This is a genomic window from Planctopirus sp. SH287 (assembly GCF_056500625.1).
Window position 1 is genome coordinate 516,923 of record NZ_CM151403.1, and the last position, 17,765, is coordinate 534,687.

Here is a 17,765-nt window from a genome sequence, read left to right on the forward strand (position 1 = left end):
TGGGGAATCTCATGCGTCATCAGCGCGGTTTCACGTTGATTGAACTTCTGGTGGTGATCGCGATCATCGCCGTGCTCATCGCTCTGCTGCTCCCCGCTGTTCAGCAGGCTCGCGAGGCAGCCCGACGTACTCAATGCCGCAATCAGATGAAGCAGTTGGGGTTGGCACTTCACAACTACCACGATATGGCGCAAATCCTTCCTGTTTGTCAGTCAACAGCCATGAATAAACGCTTTAACTGGATGCTCATGCTCTTGCCGGCCATGGACGATGCTGCCATGTACAACAAGCTCAATTTCTCTATTGCCAGTTGGGATGGAGGCAACTTTGCCCTCGTGAAGCCTGTCTATAATAAAGTGATCTGTCCCTCGGATCCCTATGGCCAGGAAATTCTGTCGGAAGAGAACTTTGAACCAGCGGCCACATGGGGAATCTCGCAGATGGATTATGCCGCGATCGAAGGCGACTACATCAACACAACCGGGACGGGCCAGACTCCTGCCTATGGTAACACCGCGGTGGGTGTGGCCAAACGCGGCATGATCGGCCGGCATATGTGGAGTGCGCGTTTCTCACAAGTCACCGACGGCATGTCGAATACATTTATGCTGGGCGAGTGTATTGGCGCGTTTGCCTATACTCAAAATTTCGCCTGTCAGTCTTTCGGGACAACGGCCCAGCCTATCAATTACCGCAATTCGTTCTTTATTCAGGATCGCAATAATTGGCCAACAGCGGCCAATCCTCGCTGGGATGAAGGTGTGGGCTTTCGCAGTCTGCACACCGGTGGTGCCCATTTCCTCATGGGTGACGGCTCTGTCAGATTTGTGAGCGAGAATATCGATGGCATGACATACCGGGCACTCGCTTCCCGTGAGGGTGGAGAGGTGGCCGGAGAATGAAAAACTTTACTCCAGCCTCAATGTTACAATGCTCTCTTCTGGCGGGCGGCCTGTGGGTTTCATTGGCAGGTTGCGGCAATGGTCGGCCTCCATTAGTGAAGCTCGATTGTCAGGTTCTGCTCGACGAAAAACCGATACCAACAGGTGTTCTGCAATTGGAGTCAAAAGGGAATCGGCCCACACGAGGCGAAATCGTTGAAGGGAAAGTCGTGAGTTGGGAGACTTATGAACCGGGCGATGGAATTCCCGCAGGAATTCATACCGCAGCCGTCTATTCGTTTCTCGATGAACCAGAGCCTCCAACTGCTCAGATCACCTCATCGGCAGAGGGGCCGATTCAGTCGGGAAAAATGATTATTCCCAAGTCCCGAATACCCAAGCGATATAATAGCCCCGCAACTTCTGGCATTACTTTAACAGTTGATCGTTACCACCTCGCTCCTGTGACGATTCGTCTGGAGAGTCAGTAGATAAATCGTCTATAGCCCGGCTTCAAATCATGTTGACCGCATGAGTCTGTAAATGCAAGAAGTCCTTGACCATACGATCAGGGACTTCTTACGTTGAGAGGAGATAAAATCTCGTTGCCGCCAGTGAATCGGCGGTGAATCGCTTAAGTGAGCGACCAGGGGGCGCGATAAGGGCGGTTCACCAAAGCTGCGGCTTCCGGATCGTTGCTGGTGATCTTTTCATTGACGGGATCCCACTCAATCTTGCGGCCCAGACGAATCGCGATGTTCCCTAAATGGCAGGCACTGGCGGTGCGATGGCCGATTTCTACATCACAGATTGGCAACTCGCGCGACTTGATGCAGTCGAGGAAGTTCTGATGATGGTTGGAAGAAACATAAAGTGATTCATCGCTGCTGGAAAGTTCCTGCTCGATCAGTTCAGCCGGAGTCCCCCTGAGAACGCCACGATTCACGAAAATGTTCCCCTTCTCACCAATGAAGGTGGTTCCTCCGGGAATATCCTTCTGCTCCTGACCCACGACGATTTCCACGCCGTTGCTGTATTTATGGGTGATGCGGCAGGCGGTGGAGACTTCAAACCATTTTTCAGGATGGAACTCGGCAGTTCCTTCGGTGCTGATGGGGCCAGTATGATCAAACCCCAATGCCCAGTGAGCAATATCGATGTGGTGAGCACCCCAGTTGGTCATCTGGCCACCGGAGTAATCCCAGAAGAAACGGAAGTTGTAGTGCACCCGCTTCAGGTTATAGGGCCGCTGCGGCGCTGGCCCGAGCCACATGTCGTAATTGAGTTCTGCTGGTGGTTCAGAATCAGGGACGGGTGGCCCGCCAAAGTTTGATTTGGCCAGGCCGACCAGTACCTTATTCACTTTTCCAATTTTGCCGTTACGCACCAGTTCACAGGCTTTGCGGAACTTGGCATCAGAACGCTGCTGTGAACCGGTCTGAACGATGCGGTTGTTCGCACGGGCGGCTTCTACCATCCGCCGGCCTTCGGCGATCGTTAGTGTAAGCGGTTTTTCACAATAGACGTCTTTCCCGGCCTGGCAGCCATGCACGGTCGGAAGGGCGTGCCAATGATCAGGAGTTGAAACCACGATGGCATCAATATCCTTCCGTTCCAGAACTTTACGATAGTCATCATAACCATCGGCCTTAAAGCCTTTTGCTGCAACGTTCTTGAGTGCCCCAGCCAGACGCTTGGAATCAACATCCACAATCGCAGCAGGGGCAACACCCTTGCCAATGAATGCGTTCAGATTGCCAGATCCCTGGCCGCCGATGCCAATGTGTGCGGTCACGATTCGCTCGTTCGCGCCAAATGCCCTGGCTGGGATGATCATCGGCGCTGCGAAGGCTGCCGATGCCGCCAGAAACGTGCGACGGGAAAGCTGATGCTTGCTCATGGAAAAAATCCTTTCCAGTTGTCAGTACCCGGATTCCCTTGTGAGGATCCAGAGATGATGATGCCTGTGATGGCTCAATGGTGTCAGTCAATTGGCCTATGTGCAAATTGATTGATTTGTGTTTCATCCTAACACCCGATTCAAACCGGTCGCTACCTGATGTTTGGTGATCTGGAGGGAAATTGAGTGGTGTTTTCGGGAGGATGGCCACGTTTTCAAGGAGATCAGAGGATTCTGGAGAAGTTCACAGAAAATTTTTCGAGCCGACGATTCGCCAAACAGGAGTCTCTCGGGTATTCTTGATTAATTGATCCTTCGCCGCTCACCGCGAGTGGCCAGAGCCCCCATTCAGAGCCTATGAGCGAAGACCACCGCCAAACGCGTACACACCTTACGGAGCTATTTCATAAGCTCCGGCTTAATCCGCGCGGTGATCTCGGCCAGAATTTTCTCATTGATATCAATCTGGTGGAACTGGTGGCCCGTGAGGCCCAGTTATCGCGGAATGATGTTGTTCTCGAAGTGGGAACCGGGACTGGCGGGCTGACGATCTTCCTCGCTGCGGAAGCCGGCGAAGTCGTTTCTGTTGAATATGATCCCAATATGCATGCCGTTGCGACCAGACAGCATGCCGCTTTGACAAATGTTCAATGGGTCAATACCGATGCCCTGAAAAACAAGAATCAGCTTCATCCGTTGCTGGTTGAAGGGGTAAATACGGCCCTGGCCAAATTGCCAGGCTCAACCTTAAAGCTGGTTGCAAACCTTCCTTATAACGTGGCGACGCCCGTCATTTCGATGATTGTCGGAAGTGACTGGCCCTGGTCGCGCATGGTGGTCACGGTGCAGTGGGAGATGGCGGTGCGGATGCAGGCACAGCCGGGAAGTTCAGACTACAGCGGGCTTTCCATCTGGTTACAGGCTCAGTGTGATGTGGAGATCCTGAGGAAACTGCCGCCGGATGTCTTCTGGCCCCGACCCAAAATTGATTCCGCCATTGTGCTGGTCACACCGGCACCTGCCAAACGTGACCGGATTACGAACCCCGAGTTTTTTCACGATTACCTGCGGGCAATCTTCATGCACCGGCGAAAGCTATTGCGTGGTGTCCTGTGCAGTGCTTACTCCCAGATTGCCAAACCCAGGATCGATGCACTTCTTCAGCAAGCGGGGATTGCTCCCCAGGCCCGCGGTGAAGAATTGCCAACGGATATCCACGTCGCCATGGCCAATCTGCTCTATCACGAAATTCATACCACATCGGCAGCCAGTCACTGACCGACGGTCAAAGACTCGCTCCCAATATCGCTTTCCAGTATCGCTTTGTCGGAGAATCAGACCATGCTTGATCGCATTGCCTATCAGGGAATTACCTTCGATGACGTTCTGCTGGAACCAGGTTACAGCGAACTGGTACCCGCCGATGTCGAAACCGCCACTCATCTGACGCGAAATATCCGGCTGAATGTGCCGCTGGTCTCCAGCCCGATGGACACCGTCACGGAAAGTGACATGGCCATTGCCATGGCTCAAGAGGGCGGCATGGGGATCATTCACAAGAACCTCACCATTGAACAACAAGCCCTCCATGTTGAGCGGGTCAAACGAAGCGAACACGGCGTGATCGTTGATCCCGTGACACTTCCGCCGGAAGCCACGGCTCTGGAAGCCTGGGAAATTATGGAACAAAGGAACATCGGTGGTGTTCCGGTCACGAGAAATGGTCGCCTGATGGGGATTCTGACCCGCCGCGACCTCCGTTTTCTGGCCTCAAAAGACACGCCCATCTCGGAAGTGATGACCAAGGAAAACCTCGTAACGGCACAAGAGGACACCACTTTAGAAGTCGCCGAGCGGATTTTGCTCGAAAACAAGGTGGAAAAGCTCCTTCTGGTGGATGAACAGTTTCAGCTCAAAGGGCTGATCACCATCAAGGACATTGAAAAGAACCTGCGTTTTCCCAAAGCCAGCAAAGACAGTCGTGGACGTTTGCGCGTTGGCGCGGCGGTAGGCGTGTTTGACTTTGAGCGTGCTGCCGCCCTTATCGAACGTGGCGTTGATGTGCTTTGTGTCGACAGTGCGCACGGACATAGCCAAAACGTGCTCCAGACCGTTCGTGAGGTGAAGAAACGCTGGCCAGAAATCGATGTCATAGCTGGGAACGTTGCAACAACAGATGGTGCCCGTGATCTGGTGAAAGCCGGTGCAGATGCCGTCAAGGTGGGGATCGGGCCAGGCTCGATCTGTACCACCCGAATTATCGCGGGTGTGGGCGTTCCTCAACTGACAGCGATTCACAATGCCTCGTTGGCGGTGGCAGGAACGGAAGTTCCGATCATTGCTGACGGTGGCATCAGGTATAGCGGTGACATTACCAAGGCGCTGGCCGCTGGTGGTCATTGTGTGATGCTTGGCAGTTTGCTCGCAGGTGTTGATGAAAGCCCCGGTGAGGTCATCCTCTTTCAGGGCCGAAGTTACAAGCGGTACCGCGGCATGGGTTCCATGGGAGCCATGGTCAAGGGAAGCAGCGAGCGATACCGCCAGGGGAAAATTGACGAAAACAGTCCAGGGCGTGGAGCAGGGAAGCTCGTTCCTGAAGGTGTTGAAGGACGGGTAGCCCACAAGGGCTCTCTACACAATCTGGTTTACCAGTTGATCGGTGGCCTTCGGGCCGGCATGGGATACTGCGGAGTACCGACGATTGAGGGATTGCGGACAAAAACGCGGTTCATTCAAGTCTCGGCTGCCACGGTGAGGGAGAACCATCCCCATGACATTACAATTGTCGAAGAATCGCCTAACTACACTGTCGAACACGCCCCTCGCGAAGGGAGCTAGCTTGTCGACTTATCGGCCAGCCTGGCTGAGAGCGGTGATCACTCGCCTGGCTCTCGCCAGTCTGGTGGTCGGCGGCGCCTGCCAGGCGGCTGATCAGACCAGCAACCCGCTGGATGCCTTGCGGGAGCGATCAGCCGAACAGCGCTGGGCTCAGGTGCAGGCCCATGACTCTCAATTGAAATCCACTCAGCAAGAGGTGATTTCCGCTGAAGCGTCAGCCAATACTCTGGTAACCGGATCATCGGCATCATCAGGCATTCGCCCAGCGACGCTTTCTCCCGCTTCCACTGCTCCAGAAATGCCCGCTTCCATTGCGGATGCAGCTCCCACGGCATCTTCTAAAACCGTGGTTTCTTTGCCAGCTTCCGGCAAGCCAGAAGCACCGTCCAGCACTGCGGCGGTCACACCTCCGGCCTATCCATTCCTCGATCATCCGGAAGTGTTGGTGGAAGGGGATCACCAGTGGGTTCTCCCTTCACCAGGGGCCACACAAGTGGTCGCTGCCACCATGCACCCTTCAGTGACCCATCCGACAGTCGCCCAGAACGGGCCAACTCTGATCGAATCAACACCCGCGCCGGTTCAAAATACGGCTCCATTGCCAACACCCACCGCGCCGCCGATTAACTCTCGACCGCTGGAGGAACCCCCTCTGCCACCAGAGTCTGAGCGGACAAAGATCGCCGATGAAGAGATTCCCGTCTTGCCTCCCAATGCAGGCATTCGGGCGATCTATCAGATTGTCCCCTTCAATGATCTGTCGCAAGATCAGGACATCCGTAATTACGCTCGCGAACAACAGGTCGCAGCCGGCCTGGAAATTGATAACAGTCCTGTTCCCCCACGAGAATTCCCCGGATTACTCGCACAATGGGAGCCGCCCAACCTCTACCACTTGCCGCTTTACTTTGAAGACGTAGCACTTGAGCGATACGGTCATCACTATCCACCAGGCATTCAGTCAGTCGTTTCACTAAGCAAGTTTGGTGTGCAATTGGTTGGATTCCCATACCAGGCCACCATCCATCCCCCCACTTCGCACGAATACACTTTGGGTTATTATCGGCCCGGTGAATGTGCACCCAAACTGTGCTATCAGATCCCCTGGAATGCTAAAGCCGCGGCTGTTCAGGCAGGTGCTGTGGTCGGATTCATCTACATGATTCCCTAACCGGGACTGATTGTTGAAATGACGAGACAAGCCAGAAGAATTCAGGGGAAAAACCTGGGTTCTTCTGGTTTTTTGTCTGTTATTCAGCTCATACGACGTTGTCCGCGCGGGCTGTCAAAACTGTTGAAATCCGCTCAACCTTCGACCAGCACGCCTTCGGTCAATGTGCAGCGTCGGGGATAGGCTTGGGCGATACTCAAACTGTGTGTCACGCAGAGCAGAATGCTTTGTGATTCAGTGGCCAACTCCCTTAGCAGTGTGCCAACGATCTCCGCCGTGTGGGGATCCAGGTTGCCCGTGGGTTCATCCGCCAGAAGCAACCGGGGCTGATTGATCAACGCCCGGCAGACGGCTGTTCGTTGCCGCTCGCCTCCCGAGAGTTGGGCTGGTCGGTGATGAAGGCGTGACTCCAGGCCAACACGTTTCAAAAGCTCCATCGCACGCTCGGTCACATCTGTCGTAATTCCCCGGTAAGGCAGGGCGGGTAGCAAAACATTTTCTAAGGCCGTGCATTGGGGAAGCAGGTGGTGATCCTGAAAGACGAAGCCAACTTTTTCGTTGCGAAACTTCGCCTGAGCCGCCTGATCCAGCAAAAACGGATCCGTACCATCAAGAGTGACTGTGCCCGAAGTCGGATGATCCAGCACTCCCAGAATCTGGAGAAATGTGCTTTTGCCGCAACCCGACGGGCCGGTAATCGCCACGGCTTCTCCGGCGGAAATCTTGAGCGACGCCCCCTTCAAAATCACCAGCGATGAGTCACCATTGGTGAACTCCCGAGTCAACTGAACCACGTCCAATCCAGGGTTCGCATGCGAGGGATCTGTCACGGTCATTAAAAAGCTCCTGTCGCTCGCCCATCCATCAATAGGTCAGACGGTTTGAAGTTTCGAGAGTTGAGCTTGCCTGTTGACCTGAAGAATTGCCAGTGAGTCAGGCACATTCCCATTTGAAATATCGCTCAAGTGCCACGCGGCTCTGCACCAGCATGCCTGCGAGGGGCAATCTGGCGGCGTAAGATCCCCTGATGGATAAACAACTGGTCTTCATACGCCGCCCCCAACCCCGCGAGGAGAGTGATTGTTGAAGCTGGCTCGACGTGTGGCATGGCTCCACGTACGATGTGAACAAGACGTTCAGGCGACCAATTGATACTGACGACAAACCGTCCAAATGAAGATCTTAGCCATGGCCGAAGTGGATATCGCATGCTCTGATCATGCTCATAGTCCCCGTAAATTGCACATCGCGGATCTGGCCACTTGCCAGCTGGCAGCGGATATCTTTCGTGCATTGGGCGATCCCAGCCGCCTAAGAATGCTGTCCATGCTCGTGCATGACGAACTGTGTGTTTCGGAAATCGCTGATGCGTTGGGTGACAATCTCTCGGCTGTTTCCCAGCGGTTGAAACTGCTCAAAAGCGAACGAATCGTGTCAGCCCGCCGGGATGGAAAACACATTTATTACCGCCTCTCGGATCATCATGTGAAAGATCTGGTGACTAACGCTCTGGCGCATGTCGCTGAGCCACATGATCACTCATAGCAAAACTCGTGCATTGCCAAAGCTTAAAAGTAGGGTTGAACAGGTCGTCAAGTCCGACAACGGGGGACGTTGCGGCGACATCAATCCGAAGACAAAGCCGTGACACGGCATCGGCCACGATTGACGCCCCACCGGAATTCCAAGAACATGGCGGCTGACAATCACTTGCCCTGCTCACATCGGAAATGCCATGCCTGCGCAGATTATTGATGGAAAACTGGTGGCCAGGCAGTCCCGTGAGGCGTTGGCTGTGCACGTCGCCGCTTTTACCGCAAAAACTGGCGTTACTCCCAAGTTGGCCGCCGTCCTGGTGGGGAACGACCCCGCCAGCGATGTCTATGTCTCCAACAAGCAGAAAGCCTGCACCTCGGTCGGCATGACCAGTGAGCTTCACCGGCTTCCCGAATCAACCACTCAGGAAGAACTGCTGGATCTGGTATCCCGGCTCAACCATGATCCCACAGTGCATGGCATTCTGGTTCAATTACCACTGCCAAAGCAGATCAATCCGGAAGCGATTCTCGATGCCACGCACCCGCTCAAGGATGTCGATTGCTTCCATGCGGAAAACGTCGGCCTGATGATTCAGGGGCGACCCCGCTATCTACCTTGCACGCCTCATGGTGTTCAGGTTCTGCTGGAGTCGGCCAATGTTTCGACCGACGGCGCCCATGTCGTCGTTCTGGGCCGCAGCGAAATTGTCGGTAAGCCACTGGCCAATCTGCTGGCGCTCAAAGGTCGCGGGGGAAATGCGACCGTGACGATCTGCCACAGCCGCACAAAAAATATCGCCAACTTCACGCGCCAGGCAGATATTCTGGTGGCAGCGATTGGCCAGCCTCATTTTGTGACGGCTGACATGATTCGTGAAGGAGCTGTGGTGATTGATGTGGGAACCAACCGCCACGAAGGAAAGCTTGTGGGGGATGTTGATTTCGCTGAGGTCTCGCAAAAAGCAGCAGCGATCACACCAGTCCCCGGCGGCGTCGGCCCCATGACCATTGCCATGCTGCTGAAAAACACCCTCCGAGCCGCCCAAATTCAAACCGGCTCTGACCTGTGATCTCTAGTCGCGTAAGGTGCATAAAGCTCAGTTCCTGACTTTGCACCAACTCCCCTGTGTCATTGCCACCCGACCCATTGATTCGCCAACCGCAGATCACGAATTCCTGGATTCTGATGTGTCATGTTGCGACGACTTTGAAGGTTAAGGGTGTGGGTGAGTGGTATCCCCATCGGCATTCACATCACAGCCTGCCAGGCGCATGAAAAAAACGCCTCACGGCATCGGCCGTGGGGCGTTTTCAGAGATGTGTCACAGGTGAATGATCAGCGTTCATTTCAACTCATAGGCCATGTTTCCTTACGGCAGTTCCCCCTCTCGTCCGGCGTGATACCCTCTTCAGGTTATGGATAGAACGGGCTGTTCAGGTTGCTGGCGGAAGAACGAAAATGGTTGTTCGCTGAAGGAGAGTTCCGGTAACGGTCGTTGCCGTAGTAGCCAGGCTGTGAAGGATAATAGTTGGATGTGGGTGTCTGGTACTGGACAGGGCGGCTGTAGCCCACAGGAGTATAAGCAGGCTGTCCATAGTTACTGGTGCTGGGGAAACACTGCCCATTGACGCAGTTCATGGGAGGGCAGACACCGCCGGGGCAGTTGCTGTTGACCCCATAATTGTTCTGGTACGAAACAGGTGAGTAGCTCACAGGACGGGTGTAGCTGTTGCCATACGTCGTTCCATAGCTGGAAGTGTTGTAGCTCACAGGCTGGTAACGTGTGGTTATGGCGGGTGGGCAGTACCCGGTGTTGCAGTTGCTTGAAGAAGGCGACTGCAGAATCCCCAGCCCCAGATTGGGCAACCACTGTGCCTGAGCCGAAGAAGCCGCCAAACCTAAAGTCAGAGCCGCAGCAGAAAGCAGTGTCTTGAAAGCCATGATTCATAATCCTTGAAGGATGTCCCGGCAACCCGCTCCTTATGACTCAGCACAAGCCGTTGCGGATCACCTGCTCGTCGCGACTGACTGAGCGTCAGCGTTGGCGATGGTGAATCACTTATGCACCACCCGTGCCAATGGTGCGAATCACATCGATTTCGCTTCTGGGCGGCAGTAGCGGCCGTCAATCTCTTCCCAGATTGCCGTTTCGTTATGAGTGCCCTGAAAAAAGTACAGACGGCACTGTCGAAAATACATCGCGATGAATCTGTGGTGTATCGTTACGACAACACCAGTTTGAGGCCAGTTCGTAATTCTTTCAGGGCTTTGCTGATCATGATTCCAAACTTACAAGGGAGGAGGAAGCGACCGGCGACATCCGCCGGTAAACACATGAAATAGGCCTTTATTGCAGGGGTAATGGAAGAAAATGGGTGTGCCAGAACGAATGGCACGGCCTCTGCATAGGAGTCTGTTCCATGCGATCAGCAAGGAGCTTCGCAGAATCAAACAGTTTGACAAAGGGAGATGATCATGCTGGTACTCACACGCAAGCGAAACGAAACGATTCAGATTGGTCAGGATATTGTAATCCGTGTGATCCATACAAGCACCGGGGCGGTCAAGATCGGTATTGAAGCTCCCCGGGAAGTGGCCGTTCTGCGGGGGGAATTGGCAGAACAACGACTGGCACTGGTGGCGGAAGCCGCCCTGGATCTTTCTCCCAACGAAGCATCCCTCAGCCTCTCAGCAGCCGGCTAATCCCGGCATCACGCAACACCTTAACCCGTTCGACTCACTGTTTTTGACTCTCATTTTCAATCACGGCCGTCGGGATCGACGAGCCATCAATGACAAGGAAAGATGCATCATGAAGCTGTTTCACGTCACCTTTAGTGCTCGCCAGATGATCGCGACTCCACTGATTGTTCTTGGGGCTGTATTTACAGCACTCTCTTCCGGAGTTCAGGCTCAACCCGGTTCGCAAACTTATGACAACTGGAACCAGGAAGCTTACCCCGCTTATCAATCCAATAGCCGGAATGGAATTGATAACTATGATTACCGAGATCGCCAGCCGCTGATCCCTGGTGGGTTTGATGATCGCTATTCTCCCTGGGATCGCGAACCCGGCAATTCTCTCTCCCGCATGCAGATCGAAGACCGCTTGTTCGACGATCGCAGGAACTTTGGAGGATTGAATGACCCAGTCCGATCAAATAACTGGCAGCAGCCAGCCCGTCTCCCTCAGTCGGATCGTCTGAATGATATCCGCTATCGGGAACGTGATTCATCTCCCTATAGTACACAGCCTTACAATGCGGGGCGCAATAGCAACAGCCTCTATGAGACCCGCTATCGTGGTGAGCAATATCGTGACGACTATTCACGCAGTCCAGCACTTGATCCACGCTCCTACGATGCCCGTGATCGCAGCCGTGAATATCTACCAACAACTCCCAGTAGTTGGGATCGAAATAGCAACTGGAACAACAGCGGCAACTGGCCGCAGGATCCTCGACTTGAACCAGCTCCTTCCACACTTCAGAAGAACAAGCCGTCAGCTCAGCAGTTGATTACACGTCGATACCGTGACCAGCGAATTTTGCAGACACTCAACGCTTTGTCACCACAGGCTGCTGAATCGTTCTATCTGGAAACAGCACAACTGATCGATGCCCGGTCTTTAGCACCATCGGCATACCCAGCTCGAACCGCCAAGGCTTTAGAAAATCTCTATGTTGCCATTGATAACCAGGATTTTGTGAACGCTAATCGGCTGCAAGTGGCCCCACAGCAACGAGCGGCTTTCCAGCAGGCTATTTCGCAGATTGCAGGACAATCTCAGCCGCGAAATGCTCAGGAAGCCATCAATGTCATGCGTCAAACGGCACAGATGGGGCAGCAGATGGTTGGTTTGCGTCCTCAAGCAGTTGCCATGGAATTTACCTATGGTGCTCTGGAAACCCTCGATGAATATTCAACTTTTATGCCTAACGAAGTGAGCGGCGGCCCCAGCACACAACTTGGCGAAAGCCTGGTTGGAATCGGTGTCGAGATCGAAGCTCATCAGTTAGGACTCAAAGTCATCAAGGCTATCACCGGTGGGCCAGCGGCTGCTGCGACTATCAAGCGTGGAGATCTGATCACGATGATTAGTGGCCGCTCAATCGCGGGGGTGGATCTTGATGAAGCGGCTAATCTCATTAAGGGGCCGATTGGCACCACGGTGCAGATTCAGGTGAAGCGTGGCGACATGATCGCGGACATGGCTCTGGTTCGCTCACGAGTCCAGATTCAAAGCGTCGCTGAAGTTCGTATGGAAGATCAGGTCAACAAGGTGGGCTATATCAAGCTCGACAAATTTGCTGAAACGACCAGCCGGGAATTGGATCAGGCATTAATGAGCCTGCACCAGCAAGGGATGCAATCACTGATTCTCGATGTTCGTGGCAATCCCGGCGGCTTGCTCACCACTGCGATTGAAGTGACCAACAAGTTTCTGCCCGGAGGAACCATTGTCAGTACGAAAGGACGCAACCAGACCGATAATTCGCAAGAAGTCGCGAACCACCCCAACACCTGGAAGACGCCGCTGGTGGTGCTGATTGATAACAATAGTGCCAGTGCCAGCGAGATCTTCGCCGCTGCGATTCAGGATCATCAACGAGGAGTGGTTGTGGGTCAGCGATCTTATGGGAAAGGCTCGGTGCAGACTCAGTTCCCGATGAAGACCGTCAATGGAGGATTGAAGCTGACGACCGCGAAGTTTTATGCTCCTTCGGGACGGGAAATGGCAGGTCAGGGCGTGATTCCTGACGTGGCGGTTCCTGTCGCCCAGAACCCGATGGACACGTCTGACTACGACATGCAGGCTGCGGTGAAACTGGCCACAGACTCCAATACCCGCAGCATGGCCGACACGATTGCCAAGCGCTACGCCCCGCAGAATCAGTACCTGGGACAAGCGGGGTAGTGGGGACTTGTTGTCAGTTGTCAGTTGCCAGTTGATGATCACCCGTCAAAGCCCGGCGTTTCCCACAAACGCCGGGCTTTCGTTTGCAACTCGGCATTTTGAGACAATCCCCGAAGTCAAGACCGGATGCTTGCCGGTGCTGTCCCAAGGCATCCTGACACATTCATGGGATCTTTAGCCATGGACATGTCATTAGAGCCACCACACAATGGTGATGCTTGTCTATCATAAATTTCAACGAAAGCTTCAATCGGGGAAGCGAATGGCTAACTATTGTGGAGGAGGGGTAGGACGCTCGTTTCTATCATCCTTCAAGGCTGATTTCACTCATGTTCTGGTGATGGTTGCCCTCTGTGGCATTGTTCCGAAAGCCAGTATCGCTTTCGCGGACGATCCGCGCGCCGTGATCCGGGGCGTCATGGAAGCGATCCAGCCGTCTCCCGCACCCGATTATGTCGAGATGGTCAACGCACCGTTGCGAGGCACCGCCAACGCGGAGAACAACTTTTTCACCGCACTGTTCCCAATGGTCGCGCTCGAAGAACTCGACGAGTCAGAGGGGCAGTGGGTCGACCGATTGTGTCAAGAGATTGGTTGTGTTCACCCTGATCAGCAATCATTGAAGTTTCGTATGCCTTCGTTCGATCAGTTCTCTGGCGTTATTGAAATAGATGCAGTCCGCGCAGAGTGCACAAAGGCAACGGTGTCTTTCTGGAATGAAGCACAATTTCCTTTAGCAAAAGCATGGATCGAAACAAACGAAGCATCCCTTGACTACATTCTCGCTGAAGCAGGCCGCCCATTTGCTTATCGTCCTTTGGTTCCGCCCTCCGGGATGCCATTTCTGAACACCCTCTTGCCGGATATTCAGCTTTCACGGCAGATTGGAAAGCTCGCTTGCGCTCGCGTGATGCTTTTCCTGCAACAAGGTCAGCTTGAGAAAGCCCGACATGATCTGATCGCAATCAATCGTCTTTCGAGCCACATTGGTCAATCTGGTTGTCTGATTCAATTAATTTGCGCCTATGAAATTCAAAGTGTTTTGCAATTCCCTCAGGCCGCATTTTTGGCAATGCGGGATATTAGTGCAGATGACCGAGAGAGGTATCTCCAGGAAATTAAGTTGATTGCTCCGATGAGAGATATTCGCACGATTTATATGGATGCCGAATACATATCAATGTTGCATACCATTGATGAATTTCGATTTGGGAACACCAATATAAGCCAGCCAAAGCATGAAACAACATTGTTTCAGAATATTTATCGTTTATGGTTGCGAGTTTTGAATGGTGCATTTATTGACTGGCATGATGTTCAACGAGGGGTTAAAGCGGAATACGAAGTTATAGCTAAATGCTTGGAAATACAGGACTCAGTTGCAAAGGCAATCGCGTTAGATGCAAATCGGCTCGAATTGCGAGAAATGCTTGGACTCTCAAATGACCCTGGTTCCAATTTGAGTGCCATTTTTTCCAAGAGAATTATTCAGGCATTCAAAATTGAAAACCGGAGGCTTCGAGGGGAACGTGGTGGGCAATTGCTCGCCTGCCTCCTGATGCCTGATGCTAGTGGCGTCAGTCAGGCTCATACACGTTTGCAAGTCCGCGAGACCATGCTACCGGTGATGGTGTCAGCTTTGAATTATCGAGATGTGCACGGTCGCTGGCCACACAGTCAAGACGATTTGAATAAGGACGGTGATGGGACTCTTGGCCATGACCCCCTCAATGGAAGCGATTTTCGATTTATCGATCGTGGTACCCGCCTCATGATTTACAGCTTGGGAAGTGATGGGGTCGACCAGGGTGGACACTTCAATCTTTCTTCAGATCCCCCGTGCGACGATATCGCAATCGATTTTCCCGTAGTTTCTCGAGTTGCGCCAGTTGTATTGTCTGAGCCGGAATTTATGAAACAGGTGGTCGCGGGGCCGTGGACATTTATTGTTTCCTGGGCTCTTTGGATCGGTCTGTTGTGTATTGCGGCGGGAATATTTGCAAGAGGATGTTTTTTAATACTCAGCCGAAAGTCTTCATCTCGTGATGACTCAGGTGAAGATTTTCCCGGTTCATAAATGAAATCAGAGGTGGTCAAGAATATCCTGACCACCTCTGATTGATGCTTCAATAAAGTGAGGCCATCACGGATCGCTCATCTCGACAAGATGAAGAGACGCCAGTATTGGCTCACTCAGTGTTGCCATTACTCGGGTTTGGCAGGTTCTGGGATTGTGGGGGCGGGGGTGGCGGCGTCGGCGGCTTTGTCAGCGGCGTCCTTGGCGGCTTCAGCACCTTCCTTCGCCTTGTCGGCGGCGGTGTCAGCAGCACCCTTGACCGCTTCAACCGCTTCTGTGGTCTTTTCCTTCACGGCTTCCGCTGCCTTTTCAGCAGTTTCCTTGGCAGCTTCAGCAGCTTCACCAGCCTTCTCAACAGTTTCCTTGGCGGCTTCAGCAGCCTTATCAACAGCAACCTTGCTGGCTTCGGCAGCCTTATCAATCGTAGCGGCCGGCTTATCGGCACAGCCCGAAATCAGAGCGAATCCACAGAGCAAAGCTGAAACCGAGGACGACAGTGTGTGCTTGGGCATGTTCACAAAACTCCAGGTGCAACGGACAATCTCGTCTCAGTTTCTCTCGTCAGTTTTCATCTGAAGAGAGGCGAGACCGATGGCCATGTAGGGAAAAACGACTACCCAGTCGAAATCACCTGGAATTCTCTGCCGGTACAACTCGCATCCTGAACGCTCCTGACTTAATGAAAAGCCGTGGAGAAGGACAGGTGTCAGTTTTGGCGCTCAGCGATGAAGAGAATCCCCAGATTTCTTCTGGACGACCACTTCGTTGTACACGCGCCAACCGGCCGGTGTCACTACTTGAATGGCTTCTCCGGCAATCAGTTTCGTGAAGTAAGTTCCAACAACTCCGGTTAGGCGGGCCACGCCGTTTTCGCAAGTCACGCCAAGTTTGCGTAGTTCTTTGTGTGGTGACCGACGTAACGCACAATCCATCGCCAAGGCAATTGATTGTGTCTGAGGTTCAAAGTGGGATGACATCCTGGGATCCATAAGTACGCTAGCCATAGCGAATTATCCTGATATTGGGCATCCGGAAGAAAGGGGTGAGGCGAGATGTCGAGCCTTTTGGCCAACGCCAAGGTTGATTCGCAAGACACGACAAAAACGCGGTCAGACAGAGTGTGGCCGTGAGTTGTGCGGCTGTGTGTTGTGGCTGAGCTGCGAAGTCCCGGTCACTGACTTGCCCGCAAGCACTCACTCTAAAAAACACTTCGGCCCGACAGAAATTGGCCCGATAGAAACCTGCTGCTTGAGAAGTCCCCAATCAAGGTGGCCACTCTCAACAGGCGACGAGATTTGGCTCATAAATTCGTTATGAACTCTCACCCTACACGGCAGGACGGCGACCGCTGATTAGCGAAACGATCGCAAGGATCAGGAAAACCACGAATAAGACTTGGGCAATCCACGTGGCAGTTCCTGCGACCTGACTGAAACCCAGCACCGCCGCAATGATGGCAATAATAAAAAATGTGAGCGCCCACTGGAGCATGATCTTCTCCTTCGCTGCCTGATTATTTTGAAATTGAGAAAGCAGGTAAGCCAAGAAATGTGAGAAGACCTGCCAATCGGTGAATACCATCAAATACAGCAAGAGTGATGCCAATTATCTGTCGTGGTGTGAGTGGCGCAGCTTAAGTGATTGCCGCAGAACTCTTTAAGAAGCAAGAAAAATGATCTCTGAAAGTGGCGGCATCAAATTCTGATCGCACTTCAATCAAGGTCGATTACGGAAGGTGGACGTTGATCAGCCGAACTTGTCGCTACGAGAGAAAAATGGTCGATTTGGAAGCAATAAAACGTGCATAACCCGGCGGTTTTTTCCGATATGACGACATGGCCCGCAACTTGCGAAGACCGTCTCTCGTCATGTGGCGAGGTGAAGGTGAATAATTTGTGTGACTGAAATGCTTGCTTGTGGACAACGAGGGCCACACTTCGCACGCTATCATCGTTCTGGCAACGTTGACTGGCGTGCATCTCACTCGCCTGTCACCCCGCGCACCTCATACCACAATTTTCCGGAGTCTTGGGACATGTTCGAGAACCTGATAGACATTTTTCTCTGGGTCATTTTCGGATTGGTCATCGGACTCATTGCCCGCCTGCTCGTTCCGGGACGACAGCGTCTGGGACTGATGTTGACGATCGCGCTCGGGATTGTGGGTTCATTTGCGGGAGGTCTTCTGAACTCTGTCCTTTTCGGCAACGGCCCCACGCTGCAACCTTCCAAGTGGATCATGTCGATTATTGGGGCGGTGCTCGTGTTGTTGATTACCAGCCAGTTACGCTCGCGCAGCGCATGACTTCTGATGTTGACCGTAAGCTTCGCCATCTGTGAATGTTTCAGGATGTCCTGACGGCATGATTGATTCAGGCTGGGCATGGTGCTGTGTGGTTGTTTTCATGATTTCTCCATTCGACTTGCAAGGCTGACAACCT

At 53.2% G+C, this 17,765-nt stretch carries 18 protein-coding genes; 11 read left to right on the forward strand and 7 right to left on the reverse strand.

What is annotated here, in order from left to right; all coding sequences use genetic code 11:
* Positions 1–11 precede the first annotated feature (11 nt).
* On the forward strand, positions 12–902 hold the full coding sequence (locus tag SH287x_RS01850; RefSeq protein WP_479516739.1) for a DUF1559 domain-containing protein: 891 nt from the start codon (positions 12–14) through the stop codon (positions 900–902).
* The gene (locus SH287x_RS01855) at positions 899–1,372 is read left to right on the forward strand and encodes a hypothetical protein (RefSeq protein ID WP_479516740.1); all 474 of its coding nucleotides are present in this window, start codon (positions 899–901) and stop codon (positions 1,370–1,372) included. The genes SH287x_RS01850 and SH287x_RS01855 overlap by 4 nt, the downstream gene beginning before the upstream one ends.
* 143 nt (positions 1,373–1,515) lie before the next feature.
* Here the strand turns inward: SH287x_RS01855 and SH287x_RS01860 are convergent, their stop codons facing one another.
* Complete coding sequence (locus SH287x_RS01860; protein WP_479516741.1) at positions 1,516–2,781, reverse strand: Gfo/Idh/MocA family protein; 1,266 nt, start codon at positions 2,779–2,781, stop codon at positions 1,516–1,518.
* Between the two features lie 357 nt (positions 2,782–3,138).
* On the opposite strand from SH287x_RS01860, the gene rsmA reads away from it, so the two are divergent.
* The 3 genes from rsmA (at position 3,139) to SH287x_RS01875 (ending at position 6,790) form a co-directional block, all read left to right on the forward strand.
* Positions 3,139–4,059: a 16S rRNA (adenine(1518)-N(6)/adenine(1519)-N(6))-dimethyltransferase RsmA gene (gene rsmA / locus SH287x_RS01865; protein WP_479516742.1), complete on the forward strand. Its 921-nt coding sequence runs from the start codon at positions 3,139–3,141 to the stop codon at positions 4,057–4,059.
* A gap of 63 nt (positions 4,060–4,122) precedes the next feature.
* A complete protein-coding gene (gene guaB / locus SH287x_RS01870; protein ID WP_479516743.1) occupies positions 4,123–5,619 on the forward strand; it encodes an IMP dehydrogenase in 1,497 nt (498 codons plus the stop codon).
* 1 nt (position 5,620) lies between these two features.
* Positions 5,621–6,790: a hypothetical protein gene (locus SH287x_RS01875; protein ID WP_479516744.1), complete on the forward strand. Its 1,170-nt coding sequence runs from the start codon at positions 5,621–5,623 to the stop codon at positions 6,788–6,790.
* Positions 6,791–6,924: 134 nt separating this feature from the next.
* On the opposite strand, the gene SH287x_RS01880 is transcribed toward SH287x_RS01875, so the two are convergent.
* Positions 6,925–7,626: an ABC transporter ATP-binding protein gene (locus SH287x_RS01880; protein ID WP_479516745.1), complete on the reverse strand. Its 702-nt coding sequence runs from the start codon at positions 7,624–7,626 to the stop codon at positions 6,925–6,927.
* Positions 7,627–7,751: 125 nt separating this feature from the next.
* The gene (locus SH287x_RS01885) at positions 7,752–8,000 is read right to left on the reverse strand and encodes a hypothetical protein (protein WP_479516746.1); all 249 of its coding nucleotides are present in this window, start codon (positions 7,998–8,000) and stop codon (positions 7,752–7,754) included.
* On the opposite strand from SH287x_RS01885, the gene SH287x_RS01890 reads away from it, so the two are divergent.
* On the forward strand, positions 7,979–8,335 hold the full coding sequence (locus SH287x_RS01890) for an ArsR/SmtB family transcription factor (RefSeq protein WP_479516747.1): 357 nt from the start codon (positions 7,979–7,981) through the stop codon (positions 8,333–8,335). The genes SH287x_RS01885 and SH287x_RS01890 overlap by 22 nt on opposite strands.
* A 190-nt stretch (positions 8,336–8,525) precedes the next feature.
* Positions 8,526–9,398, forward strand: coding sequence for a bifunctional 5,10-methylenetetrahydrofolate dehydrogenase/5,10-methenyltetrahydrofolate cyclohydrolase (locus tag SH287x_RS01895; protein WP_479516748.1), 873 nt, complete (start codon positions 8,526–8,528; stop codon positions 9,396–9,398).
* Between the two features lie 344 nt (positions 9,399–9,742).
* Here the strand turns inward: SH287x_RS01895 and SH287x_RS01900 are convergent, their stop codons facing one another.
* The gene (locus SH287x_RS01900; RefSeq protein ID WP_479516749.1) at positions 9,743–10,270 is read right to left on the reverse strand and encodes a hypothetical protein; all 528 of its coding nucleotides are present in this window, start codon (positions 10,268–10,270) and stop codon (positions 9,743–9,745) included.
* Between the two features lie 534 nt (positions 10,271–10,804).
* On the opposite strand from SH287x_RS01900, the gene SH287x_RS01905 reads away from it, so the two are divergent.
* The 3 genes from SH287x_RS01905 to SH287x_RS01915 all read left to right on the forward strand — a co-directional run bounded on the left by SH287x_RS01905 (position 10,805) and on the right by SH287x_RS01915 (position 15,324).
* Positions 10,805–11,032, forward strand: a complete 228-nt coding sequence (locus SH287x_RS01905; RefSeq protein WP_479516750.1) for a carbon storage regulator — start codon at positions 10,805–10,807, stop codon at positions 11,030–11,032.
* Positions 11,033–11,141: 109 nt separating this feature from the next.
* Positions 11,142–13,247 carry a S41 family peptidase gene (locus SH287x_RS01910; protein WP_479516751.1) on the forward strand — a complete coding sequence of 702 codons (2,106 nt, stop codon included), beginning with the start codon at positions 11,142–11,144 and terminating at the stop codon, positions 13,245–13,247.
* Between the two features lie 262 nt (positions 13,248–13,509).
* The gene (locus tag SH287x_RS01915) at positions 13,510–15,324 is read left to right on the forward strand and encodes a hypothetical protein (protein ID WP_479516752.1); all 1,815 of its coding nucleotides are present in this window, start codon (positions 13,510–13,512) and stop codon (positions 15,322–15,324) included.
* A gap of 128 nt (positions 15,325–15,452) precedes the next feature.
* Here the strand turns inward: SH287x_RS01915 and SH287x_RS01920 are convergent, their stop codons facing one another.
* The 3 genes from SH287x_RS01920 to SH287x_RS01930 form a co-directional block, all read right to left on the reverse strand.
* Entirely contained in the window at positions 15,453–15,836 is a 384-nt protein-coding gene (locus tag SH287x_RS01920; RefSeq protein WP_479516753.1) for a hypothetical protein, read from the reverse strand.
* Between the two features lie 207 nt (positions 15,837–16,043).
* Positions 16,044–16,328 carry a BON domain-containing protein gene (locus SH287x_RS01925; protein ID WP_479516754.1) on the reverse strand — a complete coding sequence of 95 codons (285 nt, stop codon included), beginning with the start codon at positions 16,326–16,328 and terminating at the stop codon, positions 16,044–16,046.
* 322 nt (positions 16,329–16,650) lie between these two features.
* Positions 16,651–16,815, reverse strand: a complete 165-nt coding sequence (locus SH287x_RS01930) for a DUF1328 domain-containing protein (protein ID WP_479516755.1) — start codon at positions 16,813–16,815, stop codon at positions 16,651–16,653.
* Between the two features lie 544 nt (positions 16,816–17,359).
* On the opposite strand from SH287x_RS01930, the gene SH287x_RS01935 reads away from it, so the two are divergent.
* Entirely contained in the window at positions 17,360–17,629 is a 270-nt protein-coding gene (locus tag SH287x_RS01935) for a GlsB/YeaQ/YmgE family stress response membrane protein (RefSeq protein ID WP_479516756.1), read from the forward strand.
* The last annotated feature ends 136 nt before the right edge of the window (positions 17,630–17,765 follow it).